Consider the following 11,969-nt stretch of genomic DNA (forward strand, 5'->3'; position numbering starts at 1 on the left):
TATAAAAGCGGACATTGTTCCGCTTTTTTTATTATGAGCTATTAAGATAGTTTATTTAATAGTGAGCAACATAATTCAAAATGTTACACTCTATGAAAATGATCGGAAGTATCGCTATTAGTGTAATTTTAAACAAGAGAAAGATAAGGAAGTGCCTTTGACATTTTTGGATTATTTGGAATGTAAAGAAATTAAACAAGCCTTTATCCGTGGACAAATGGCGTTTGTTCTTTCATCTGATGGTAAAAATATTCTTTGGTCGAATGGTGCTGCTGCATATTTTTTTGGTTTTTCTTCTGTTGAGGATGCAACTTCACAGCATGGTTTTTTTGATCAAGAAGTCTCTTATAAAATCCTGAAGAGTGCTCAGTCTTCACGTTTTATTATGTTAAACGGTGTGAAGTATTGTGCTGAATTTTCTATTTTTTCAGTTAACATTTCGAGGATTGGTCAAGTATTTTTATTAGAAGCGATCCTTACAGAACACATTTCTATCATTGCCGGTTTAGATAATGCGACAAGGTCTGTGGCTGTAATTGATGCAGATGCAATCATATTGGAATCTTCTTCACATTTTGATTGTGTTGATGAAACGGTTAAAATTCTACTGCAAACTATTAATGATGATTCACCGGTAAAGACTGTCTTATCTGTAGAAAATGGCAATATACACGTTGGTGTTATTCGCTTGGAAGTGAATCCTGAAAATTTTCTTATTTTATGTGTGCAATTAAATAAAGAGCAGTTAATAAAACAAAAGAGATCTTTCAGTTTTTCATCTAAGCTTTTACCAAGGCGTTTTATTTGGACAATGGATGCAGATGGTTATTTTTGTGATGTCTCAGAAGAGTTATATGAAACTGTTGGCCCCATATCTTCTCATATTGTAGGAGCTGATTTTGATCAACTTGCCAAACAATTTAATGATGAGCGTTATCGTACTCTAAGTAGTTTTATTAAGTCGACTATTCCTTGGAGTGCGCAGAAAGTTGAATGGCCTATAGATGGTTGCTCGGACAAACTTGATGTTGAATTATCTGCTTTGCCAATTTTTGATCTTGGACATCGGCTTAAAGGGTTTCGTGGATTTGGTATTTTAAAACTCAGAGAAAAAGTACAAGATACACAAGATGCAAAGCGATCTGTAAACACATCAACTCTTTCGGAAGTTGAATGTTTAGCTTTTCGTGAAATAGCAGAACGATTGCGGAGTGAATTACATTCGTCTTTAGAAGAAGAATCGGTTGTTGAGGATATGTCGGTACAATTACCGCTCACTCAGCCATCAGCTTCTGTTAATGTTATAGAACATGTGTCAATGAAAGAACCTTCGGCAATTTTATCGCTATTAGATACGGTGACAGATGGTGTATTGTGCATTGATGAACAGAGGCTTGTTCAATTTGTGAGCAATTCTGCTTTAGCACTAATGAATTATGAAATAAATGAATTATTAGCACAGCCACTCTTGTCATTCTTTACTGTACAAAGTCGAGTTTTGATTGAAGAATATTTTGAACGAACGCGTGCGACAAGAAAAATCCAGATCTTTAATTGTCATGAAAGCGTTGATTTGGTAACGAAAAATAATGATACTTTAGCGATTTCTATGATGATCGTACCATTGATTCAGCAAGGTCATTACGCTGTTGTTTTGCGCAATATGATGGAGGTTGCTTACTCTTTTGATAATGCAGGAAAAGAAAATAAAATAGCCAGAGCTGTTGATGAAATACAGACATTTTTAAATATGCTCATTGATTTCGCAGAAAATACACGTGATGGTCAGTTTAGTCACGTAAAAAATGAGCGTTATTATGAAGATTTATCTCATATTATTTCATTTGGAAAACAGATATTATCATTGATGTATCAATTATCAGAATATTCTAAAATGAATGATGCTGGTATAAAGAGTCGCGTTAATACCTCTCTTATTACTCAAGAGTTTGATGTGATATCTCATTTACGCACGAATATAGCTTTTTTTGAAACACAAGCTAATCATAATGGTATCATTATGCGCATTGTGGCACCGGTGCATGTTCCATTCATTCGGATATCACCACAAGTGTTTCGGCAAGTTATATGGAGTCTTCTTTTTAATGCAATTCATTTCACTCCCTCGGGAGGACAAATTGTTATCCACGTTTTTTATGGCAAAGGGCAGTGTGTGAAGATTTCTGTTAGCGATAATGGTGTGGGAATGAGTGAAAAGGAAATCGCTTGGATTATGCAACCTTATGATCCGATAGAGTGCACAGATGATCAGTGTTATGAGAGGGTGTTAAAAGAAACTGGTTTGGGATTAGCGATGTGTAAGACGATGGTAGAAGAGAATGGAGGTCAATTTTTATTGTTTTCAAAACCACATCACGGGACAACAGTCGAAATGTTTTTTCCCGTGTTTCGTGAATAAAGCGTTGTGTAAATTTATTTTTTTTCAGCTAAAAGATCTCTAATTTCTGTCAAAAGCTTTTCTTCAGAAGATATTTTTTTGGGTTTTTCTACTTCTTCTTGTTTGTGACGAATTTTATTAATGACTTTAACGAGAATAAATAAAACCCAAGCAATAATGAAAAAGTTTATGAGAATTGTTATAAAATGTCCATAGCTAATGGTCGCTCCAGCTTCTTTCGCAGCACTTAAAATAGCTTTTTTTTCGCCTGAAAGTTGAATAAACATATTAGAGAAATCAATACCACCTGTGATAAAGCCAATGATTGGCATCATAATGTCGTTAACAATTGAATTAACTAAGTTAGAAAAAGCACCTCCTATAATGACACCGATAGCTATATCGATCATATTACCTTTTAAGGCAAATTCTCTGAATTCTTTAAGCATTATATTTCCCTTTTCCGCGTGGTTCTTTACAGTAGTTTTAATTACCGCTTTTTATGAAAAAGAAAAGAGGGATTTTTATTTTTGCGAGAAGTTATATGACAGGCTATTAAAAATATTTTGTAAAGAACATTATAATGCGTAAATTTTAAATGCAGGGTATTAATTGCATATAATGTGATTGTAATTTAGACCAAATTTAGATCATTTTTGATTGATCTAAGCAATTTATTCAATTTTATCTCTTAATAACTCCTAAAATAGTACAAAGTAAGTTTTTTCAAGATGAAAATATTTTTTATAGATACTGTATATCAATCTAAATTGTATTGACAGTTATGGAAGATATTTTTTTGTTTAATGAGGTGGTGTGTTTCTATTTGAAGGCTGTATTTTTTGTGATGGTCTTGGATATTGTAAAGCTTAAATGAGCTGTCAAAAGAATTGTTTTTATTTTATGGAGAAAGAGAAAATGAGTTTCTTTCGTTGTATTGGTCGTTCTGCTTTATTTATGCTTGATCCAGAGCGAGCACATCGCTTGGCAATTGCAGGACTGAAAAGTGGATTAAACAGTTATCAGAAGATTATTGATAAGCGTTTATGTGTGAGCGTTGCAGGTCTTGAATTTGAAAATTTTATTGGTCTTGCTGCAGGGTTTGATAAAAATGCAGAAGTTGTCAATGCTGTTTTACGTTTAGGATTTGGTTTTACTGAAATTGGTACTGTTACACCAAAGCCGCAGGCTGGAAATCCTAAACCAAGACTTTTTCGCTTGATCGAGGATGAGGCGATTATTAATAGAATGGGTTTTAATAATGATGGGCACCAAATTGTTTATGATAGGTTACGTGCATGTAAATTATCCGGTATTGTGGGAATCAATATTGGTGCCAATAAAGATACAGCCAATAAGATTGATGATTATACTGCAGGGATTGCCTGTTTTTATGATGTTGCTGATTATTTCACAGTGAATATTTCTTCACCAAATACACCAGGGTTACGTGATTTACAAACACGAGATAATTTACGGCTTTTAATTAATGCGGTTGCTCGAGCACGCAGTAATCAAAAGAAAAAACATGGATTTTCTATTCCAATTTTTTTAAAAATTGCTCCTGATCTTACGGAAGACGAATTAGATGATATTGCTGAAGAAATAAAGCTTTCTGATTTTGATGGTTTAATTGTTTCTAATACGACGCTTTCTCGTTCTGGTCTTATGAATAAAGCATTTGCTGCTGAAAGCGGTGGGCTATCAGGACAACCGCTATTTGAGCGCTCCACCATTGTGCTTGCAAAAATGCGTCAAAAGCTTGGTAAAGATATTGCGATTATTGGGGTTGGTGGTGTACGGAATGCACAAACTGCTTTAGAGAAAATTAAGGCTGGTGCAGATTTGATACAACTTTATAGCGGAATGGTTTATGAAGGACCGGGTCTTGCAATAAGCATCATAAAAGAAGTTCTACAACTTATGCAGCAAGAGGGTGTTGAGAACATCAAGACTTATCGTGATAAGAATGTTGAGCGTTGGGCAAAATATGCACTTCCTTTGGAATAAAATTGTTGTTTATTGACAAAAATGGTATGATTTTTTTAAATAGACTTGCAAACTCTTTTGATCTTCCGTATGTGACACAGTAGAAGAGTGATTACATATTAAATAGTGAATGATTATTGGAAGATTGACTATTTATTTTATGCGGTTGTAGCTCAGCTGGTTAGAGCGCTGGTTTGTGGCACCAGAGGTCGTAGGTTCAAATCCCACCAACCGTACCAATTTCCCTATTATTTTTTTGTAATAATAAGCATTCTGTAGAAATATCAAAGTACCTTCTATTTTATAAAGGTATCGTATTCTTTAAAAATCAAATATATACAATTTTATGCAGTGCTTATGTAGGAAATGATGCTATAACAAAAAAACGAATTATTTTTTAGTTGGTGTGTTATGGCTATAAAAGATAACAAACAAATGATAAAAAAAAATTGTGAACCTATTTCCGATGTTTTAAAAAAATTACGTGGTGTTGAAAGCTGGGAAGAAGTCTTGCCATGGCTTGCGTTTCGAGATGTGGAGGATATTGAATGTATCACGCCTGATCAGGCTGGGGTGGCGCGTGGAAAGATGATGCTTTCTAAAAAATTTACATCAGGAACATCATTGGCATTACCATCTGCTGTTTTTATGACGACAATTTCAGGAGATTATCCTGAAGATGGTCATGGTTTTGAATATCCAGAAACAGACGGTGATTTACGTCTTGAACCTGATCTTTCTACATTGAGTATTGTTCCATGGGAAGAGGCTCCGACAGCACAAATAATTTGTGATCTTGTATACCAAAATGGGCAATCCGTTGATTATACGCCGCGTAATGTTTTGCGAGCAGTCATTGATTCATATGTGCAAATGGGATTAGAACCAGTTGTTGCGCCAGAAATTGAGTTTTATTTGGTGCAAAAAAATCCTGATCCTGATTATCCTTTAGTGCCTCCAGTTGGTCGTTCTGGTCGTTCGATTGGTGGTGGGCAAGGTTATTCGATTGCGGGTGTTAATGAATTTGATGAGTTTATTGATGATATTTATCATTTTTCAGAAGCACAAGGGTTAGAAATTGATACTCTTATTCACGAAGAAGGAGCGGGTCAGTTTGAAATCAACTTGCGTCATGGTCATCCTATTGAATTAGCAGATCAAGTTTTTATGTTTAAGCGAACCATTCGTGAAGCAGCTCTTAAACATGATATGTACGCGACTTTTATGGCAAAGCCTATTCAGGGGCAACCAGGATCTGCTATGCATATTCATCAATCTGTTCTTGATAAAAAAACAGGTTTGAATCTTTTTACACAAGAAAATGGAGAAGAAAGTATACATTTTCGCCATTTTATTGGTGGATTACAAAAACATATGGCTGGAGCACTTGTTATGCTTGCTCCTTACGTTAATTCTTATCGACGTCTTATGCCAGGTCTTTCAGCGCCGGTTAATTTACGTTGGGGATATGATAATCGTACAACTGCTTTCCGTGTTCCGCGTTCTGTCCCACAGGGGCGGCGTGTTGAAAACAGATTGCCTTCATCTGATGCTAATCCTTATTTAGCACTTGCAGCCTCTTTAGCTTGTGGTCTTATTGGTTTGCAGCAAAAACTTGAACCAGATGAGCCTGCAACAGAGACTGTGAACGCTGATAATATTGAATTGCCACGTGGATTAATTGAAGCGGTTAATTTGTTTGAACAAGATGCAATGTTACGGGCTATTCTAGGAGATGCGTTTGTCAGTACTTATGCCGCTATTAAACGGCAAGAGTTTGAAACTTTTATGGAGGTTATTAGCCCGTGGGAGCGTGAATATCTCTTGCTCAATGTTTAAGTAATGATGACTATGATTGATCATAATGCAATTTCTCCAGGAATCTCTTGGTATGAAGATACTTTAAAAGATCGTCCTTTTTACCCATTTGTTGATGACCAAATACAGTGTGACGTGGTTATTGTTGGAGGCGGTTTTACAGGACTTTCAGCGGCCTATCATCTAGCTAAATCTGGTGTGAGTGTTGTTTTATTTGAAGCTTCGCGTTTTGGAGATGGCGCTTCAGGCCGCAATGGAGGACAATTAGGAACAGGTCACCGACAATGGGTGGAAACATTAGAGAAACAATATGGTTTTGAACGCAGTAAAGTTTTATTTGATTTAGCTGAAGAAGCTAAAAAAGATATCTTATCTTTATGCGCTATGCCCGAGTGTGATGTTGATTTTATGGCAGGTCAGATGTCTGTTTTTCATAAGAAACGTGAAATAACGGCTTATCAACGGCACGTTGAAATGATGCAACGTTATGGTTATCTTGGTCTTACTTTTATGGATAAGGTTGAAGTTACTGAACGACTTGGCTCTTCTTTTTATCATGGAGGTATTTATGATACGGATACGGGGCATATCAATCCTTTAAAGCTTGTTGTCTGGTTAGCAAAAAAAGCAAAAGAAGTGGGTGCTAAACTTTATGAGAAAACACCAGTAACGGCCATAAAGCGTAATAATCACCAATATATTGTAACAACAGAACGATGTAACATAACAACAGAAAATATTTTATTGGCAACCAATGCGTATAATCTTGGACTTCGGAGTTTTGTTGAGAAAAATATAGTTTCCATTCGTTCATATATTGGAGCCACTGAACCGTTACCAACGAATAGTTCCATTCTTCCAGGTGGTGAAGCGGTAGATGATTCTCGTTTTATGGTCCGTTATTTTCGAAAAAGTATAGATAACCGTTTATTGTTCGGTGGTGTTGAAAGTTATGATAATCAGCATCCTGTTAATTTAGATGCACGTATACGACGACAGATTGTTGAAATTTATCCTCATTTACAGGGTATTAACTTAACACATCATTGGGGGGCTACGGTAGCAATTACGGTTGAGCGTATGCCTTATATCCGCCAACTAAAACCAGGTATTATGTATTGTGGTGGATATTCAGGACACGGGGTTATGCTTGCTCCTTTTGTAGGAAAATTATACGCTGAATGGTTTTCTGGAAAACGTGAGCGGTTTAAATATTTTCAAGATTTAAAGATTTCATCTTTTCCAGGAGGAAAAATTTTGCGGTTTCCACTGATATTCTTAGCAATGAATTGGTTTTCTTTATTAGATCATTTTTAATTGGTCAGTTACTCTTTTATTGTCTGCACAATAAATTGTTACGCAATGAACGCATATTCATTTTAAGCATGCTTAAAATGAAAAATTAGATAAGTAAAAGTTATATATTATATATAATGACTAGAAGTTTGGTATAGGGAGCTTATGTGCTCGAGCTGCTGCTTTAAGTGTATTAACCATAAGCATAGCAATAGTCATAGGGCCAACACCGCCTGGAACGGGTGTGATGGCTGCCGCTTTTTCTTTAATTGCTTCAAAGTCAACATCACCAACGAGACGGGTTTTGTTTTTGCCTTTTTCTGGTGCGTCAATTCTATTTATGCCAACGTCAATAACAATAGCTCCATTTTTAACCCAATCTTTTTTAATTAATTTTGGACGACCAACAGCTGCAACTAAGATATCAGCACTGCGGCATACTTCATCAAGATCACGAGTACGGCTATGAGCAATAGTCACTGTGGCATTTGCGGCTGTTAATAGGGCTGCCATTGGTTTTCCAACAATATTAGAACGTCCAACGATAACAGCATCAAGACCGGACAAATCCTGTCCACATTGTTGTTTGATCATCATCATAGCGCCAGCTGGCGTGCAAGGAATGATTGTGTCATCAAATACGTTTGCTGCGAGTTTTCCTACATTGATATAGTGAAAACCATCAACATCTTTTTGCACTGCAACAGCTTGGGTAATTCTAGTGGTGTTGATATGAGCTGGAAGAGGAAGTTGCACTAAGATGCCGTGAATTGTAGGATCAGAATTTAATGTTTCAATGAGTTGAAGGAGTTCTGCTTCTTGAGTTTCTTTGGGAACCATATGTTTGACAGAAAAAAAGCCACATTCTTCCGCTTTTTTGCTTTTTGAGGAGACATAAACTTGACTGGCGGGGTCATCTCCAACAATAATAACAGCAATTCCAGGTTGTATATTGTGGATGTTGCGGAGTTTTTTTGTTTCATCTTTGACTTTAATAATAATATCTTCAGCAAGTTTTTTTCCGTCAATAATGTTATTCATGAAGGAGATCCTTTCAGTAGGGCTATTTGCTTTTTTAAAATATTTTATGACAATAAAATAGAGTTTTATTGCAAAATTGAGAACAAGAAAGTTATTTTAATAGTTTTTACCCATTTTTACTTTTGAAAGTGTAAGAAAATAATAATTTTATAAAACAGGTATTCCATTGTTGTTGTAATAAAGTTTGGGTAAGAAGAATAATGCAGCGATTAAAACTATAAAAGATATATTAAATTATAAAAATTTTCTTAGCAGTAATTTGGTTTAATTGTGAGTTGTTATAAAAACAAAACGTAGAGGAAAATTGTGCGCATTGAAATAATTAATTGTTTGAGTAAGATTTTTATTACAATTATTTTTTTATGTGGATCTGCTGTTATTATTTTACCTTATATTGTATCAACAGATGCAATTCGTGTCCGTTTAGCGCAAGATTTAAGTGCATGGACTGGCTATAATGTGCAATTGCGTGATCTTCCACAGTTAAATATTTTTCCTTATCCCAAAGCCGTTCTTTCAGGTGTTACTTTGACATCAGAGATTGATGATGTCTCACCTTTAATGGAAGCAGAATCAATAGAAGTTGATCTTTCTTTAATCGATCTTCTACGGGGACGTATTTCTTTTTCAGAAACGCGAATTGTTCGTCCACGATTCGTTATGATAAAACCTGTTAAAACAGCTGCAGATTTTTTGGATACATTTTCGCGATCGCAAGGAAGCTTAGGGTTAGCTGTACGCAGGGCCCGTGAAATGGTTCAGAACAATTCTGATCAATCAAATATAGAACATCTTTTAAATCAGCCTTTTGGGCGGATTGTTATCGAAAATGGTGTCCTCATATATCATAATGGTGTTTCTGGAATTGCAGAAAGAGTAACGGGAATAAATGCGACTTTAGATTGGCCAGAATTAACACAAGCAGTGCGGTTTCGTGCAAAAGCTCGTTGGCATGGAGAGTTAACAGAATTATTGATTAATGCTGATCAGGCTTTGTTACTTTTTGCCGGTGGAAAAAGTTCACTGAAGGTGAGTTTCAATTCTATTCGTGGAGGAATAACATTTATAGGACAAGCGCGATTAACAGACCATTATATATTTGATGGAAAGCTATTAATGCGTTCTCCTGGATGGAATCAGACATTAGCGTGGATTGGTCGTAATCTTTGGGGACATCATTTGAAAATACCCATTGTCTGGGAATCTCATTTTTTAGCACAGTCGACGCACATCCGAATGGATAATATTATATTTTCAATAGGTGCAGCAAATGCACGTGGAGCCTTAGAATTAGATTTTCAAAACCATATTCCAACGATTATTGGATCATTAGGTTTTGATAATTTGGATTTTAATTTATTTGAGTCAATATTTTCTTCAATTAAAAACGAAAATAAATTTTTTGATATCATGATTTCTGATCATATCGGATTGGATGTAAGACTTTCAGCAGCACAAGCAAAAATAAAAGACGTTTCACTAGAAAATTTGGCCGCTACAATACAAATTAGAAATGGATATGGTATTTTTGATCTTGGCAATGCTAATGTTTTTGGTGGATCTGTTCAGAGTAACATTCAAATTGCACAAGAAGATGGTGAAAAAATACGTATTGAAGGGCGTGCTTCAGGAACATCTGTTGATATGCAATCTTTGTTAAATTTTTTAGGATTTTCACCATTCATACAAGATAAAACCAACTTTATTGCTACAACAAAAATATTGACAGATTGTTGGCCAAAAAACTTTATGCAGATGCAAGGCCAATTAACATTGAATATATCTTCAGGTCAGTTGTTGGGGTATGATTTAAATGATTTACAGAATAAGCTTTTAGAAAATAAACAGTTTTTTTTAGCCAATAATAATATGACTTCAATAGCTTTTGATCGTTTGAATATTAAAGCAAAATTTGCAAATGGAGCAATAACAGTAAAAGAATTATTTATGCATATGGCGGATTGGAATTTATTGTTGCAGGGGATCATTGCAATTTCTGATACTCAAGGCAAAGAGCATGAATTAACACTACAGGCACGATTACAAAAAAATAATCGCTCAGAAACTTTATGCAAAGACGTTCAATGTCTGACAAATAGTTTGATGCAACCATTTGTTTTTTCTCTTAATTCTACAGGACAAAATATTGGTAATTTTTTTGTTAATCAAGACAAAGAGTACTTTGTGCGCAATGCACAATAATTGTAAAAGAATATGAAATACATTGAATATATTATCTTTGTATAACATACGTGGTATAATATATATGCCAAAATTTAAATGATGTTTGTATGTATTTATTAAGTCTGAGAAAAGATGCCATAACCATCTTCGGAGAATGTACTATTTGTATCTGCTCCAACTGAAGCAATTCCGATAGTTCCAAGAATAAAAGCTAAAATTGTAGTAACTGTCACTATTGTAGCTTTTTTTGCAGACATATTTTTCTCCAATAAGCAAAAAGAGCCATTGAATGTAATGGCAAAGGGTATTCTTATAAGTTTTTATGAAAGCAGAATCATTCTACATTCTATTTGTTCCCTTATATTTCATAAAGGTGAAGAAATTCTATAGTTTTTCATATATTTAATTTTTACGTTTGATTTTTCTTTTGTTTCTCTTGACGATTGCGGTTGGCTTTGGCACAATTTTTTTATGCGTGCAAATTATAAACTTCAAAGATTGTTCATTCGGCATTCTCTTGCTTTAAATGAAGAGATAGTTATAGAAGGGCCTCAGGCTTCTTATCTCGTGCATGTTCTGCGTATGAAAGAAGGAGCTAAAATTTTACTTTTTAATGGGCGCGATGGAGAGTGGCTTGCGAAATTGGTTACTATTAAGAAAAAATATGTTATTGTTCATATTATTCACCAAGAAAGAGTGCAAACATCGTCTTCAGGTCTTATCTATTGTTTTGCTCCCTTAAAGCATGCGCGTTTAGATTATATGATTCAAAAGGCTGTAGAAATGGGAGTATCTGTTTTGCAGCCTGTTATGACACATCATACACAAGTAAGCCGTATCAATATGGCGCGTATAGAGGCTAATATTATTGAAGCTTCTGAACAGTGTGGTATTTTATCTTTACCAAAGTGTGAAACTGCTATATCGTTAGAAGAACTGTTAATGCAATGGGATAAGACGCGTTCTTTATTGTTTTGTGATGAAATGCAAGAAACGTGTAATCCTTTGTCTATTTTAAATAAACACAAAGCTATTCCATTGGGAGTGCTTATTGGGCCAGAAGGTGGATTTAGTGAAAAAGAACGTATCTTTTTAAAAAAACATCCGTTTGTTATTTCTATGTCGCTAGGTTCGCGTATTTTGCGTGCTGATACTGCAGCGGTGGCTGCTTTAGCTATTATTAATGCTGCGGTGGGGAATGAGTCTGTTAATTGAAGGACTTGTAATGTCATTCAAAACGATT

Annotated in this window: 9 protein-coding genes and 1 tRNA gene; 7 read left to right on the forward strand and 3 right to left on the reverse strand. The window is 35.1% G+C overall.

What is annotated here, in order from left to right:
• Positions 1-151: 151 nt before the first annotated feature.
• Positions 152-2,419 carry a PAS domain-containing sensor histidine kinase gene (locus tag NPY00_RS05590; protein WP_269021092.1) on the forward strand — a complete coding sequence of 756 codons (2,268 nt, stop codon included), beginning with the start codon at positions 152-154 and terminating at the stop codon, positions 2,417-2,419.
• 14 nt (positions 2,420-2,433) lie between these two features.
• On the opposite strand, the gene mscL is transcribed toward NPY00_RS05590, so the two are convergent.
• On the reverse strand, positions 2,434-2,847 hold the full coding sequence (gene mscL / locus NPY00_RS05595; RefSeq protein ID WP_269021093.1) for a large conductance mechanosensitive channel protein MscL: 414 nt from the start codon (positions 2,845-2,847) through the stop codon (positions 2,434-2,436).
• A 469-nt stretch (positions 2,848-3,316) separates the two neighbouring features.
• Here mscL and NPY00_RS05600 point away from each other — a divergent pair, with 469 nt between their 5' ends.
• From NPY00_RS05600 to NPY00_RS05615, 4 genes are all read left to right on the forward strand, one after another.
• Positions 3,317-4,408 carry a quinone-dependent dihydroorotate dehydrogenase gene (locus NPY00_RS05600; protein ID WP_269021094.1) on the forward strand — a complete coding sequence of 364 codons (1,092 nt, stop codon included), beginning with the start codon at positions 3,317-3,319 and terminating at the stop codon, positions 4,406-4,408.
• A 141-nt stretch (positions 4,409-4,549) separates the two neighbouring features.
• Positions 4,550-4,626: transfer RNA gene (locus tag NPY00_RS05605), tRNA-His, on the forward strand.
• Positions 4,627-4,798: 172 nt separating this feature from the next.
• A complete protein-coding gene (locus NPY00_RS05610; protein ID WP_269021095.1) occupies positions 4,799-6,226 on the forward strand; it encodes a glutamine synthetase family protein in 1,428 nt (475 codons plus the stop codon).
• A gap of 12 nt (positions 6,227-6,238) precedes the next feature.
• Complete coding sequence (locus tag NPY00_RS05615; protein ID WP_269021096.1) at positions 6,239-7,522, forward strand: NAD(P)/FAD-dependent oxidoreductase; 1,284 nt, start codon at positions 6,239-6,241, stop codon at positions 7,520-7,522.
• A 120-nt stretch (positions 7,523-7,642) separates the two neighbouring features.
• Here NPY00_RS05615 and folD read toward each other — a convergent pair whose 3' ends face one another.
• Complete coding sequence (gene folD / locus NPY00_RS05620) at positions 7,643-8,542, reverse strand: bifunctional methylenetetrahydrofolate dehydrogenase/methenyltetrahydrofolate cyclohydrolase FolD (protein WP_269021098.1); 900 nt, start codon at positions 8,540-8,542, stop codon at positions 7,643-7,645.
• Positions 8,543-8,848: 306 nt separating this feature from the next.
• Between folD and NPY00_RS05625 the strand changes: the two genes are divergently transcribed.
• The gene (locus NPY00_RS05625; protein WP_269021099.1) at positions 8,849-10,744 is read left to right on the forward strand and encodes an AsmA family protein; all 1,896 of its coding nucleotides are present in this window, start codon (positions 8,849-8,851) and stop codon (positions 10,742-10,744) included.
• A 98-nt stretch (positions 10,745-10,842) separates the two neighbouring features.
• Here NPY00_RS05625 and NPY00_RS05630 read toward each other — a convergent pair whose 3' ends face one another.
• On the reverse strand, positions 10,843-10,983 hold the full coding sequence (locus tag NPY00_RS05630; RefSeq protein WP_269021101.1) for a hypothetical protein: 141 nt from the start codon (positions 10,981-10,983) through the stop codon (positions 10,843-10,845).
• Positions 10,984-11,197: 214 nt separating this feature from the next.
• On the opposite strand from NPY00_RS05630, the gene NPY00_RS05635 reads away from it, so the two are divergent.
• A complete protein-coding gene (locus NPY00_RS05635; protein WP_269021102.1) occupies positions 11,198-11,941 on the forward strand; it encodes a 16S rRNA (uracil(1498)-N(3))-methyltransferase in 744 nt (247 codons plus the stop codon).
• Positions 11,942-11,969: the final 28 nt, after the last annotated feature.

Origin of the sequence: Bartonella sp. F02 (genome assembly GCF_026929975.1) — a bacterium.
In the GTDB taxonomy this organism is placed as follows: Bacteria; Pseudomonadota; Alphaproteobacteria; order Rhizobiales; family Rhizobiaceae; genus Bartonella.

Excerpts from the sequence above, each read along its gene's own strand:
- NPY00_RS05615 (WP_269021096.1), top strand. The coding sequence starts at position 6,239 with ATGATTGATCATAATGCAATTTCTCCAGGAATCTCTTGGTATGAAGAT.
- NPY00_RS05630 (WP_269021101.1), bottom strand. The coding sequence starts at position 10,983 with ATGTCTGCAAAAAAAGCTACAATAGTGACAGTTACTACAATTTTAGCT.
- NPY00_RS05600 (WP_269021094.1), top strand. The coding sequence starts at position 3,317 with ATGAGTTTCTTTCGTTGTATTGGTCGTTCTGCTTTATTTATGCTTGAT.
- folD (WP_269021098.1), bottom strand. The coding sequence starts at position 8,542 with ATGAATAACATTATTGACGGAAAAAAACTTGCTGAAGATATTATTATT.
- NPY00_RS05610 (WP_269021095.1), top strand. The coding sequence starts at position 4,799 with ATGGCTATAAAAGATAACAAACAAATGATAAAAAAAAATTGTGAACCT.
- mscL (WP_269021093.1), bottom strand. The coding sequence starts at position 2,847 with ATGCTTAAAGAATTCAGAGAATTTGCCTTAAAAGGTAATATGATCGAT.
- NPY00_RS05635 (WP_269021102.1), top strand. The coding sequence starts at position 11,198 with ATGCGTGCAAATTATAAACTTCAAAGATTGTTCATTCGGCATTCTCTT.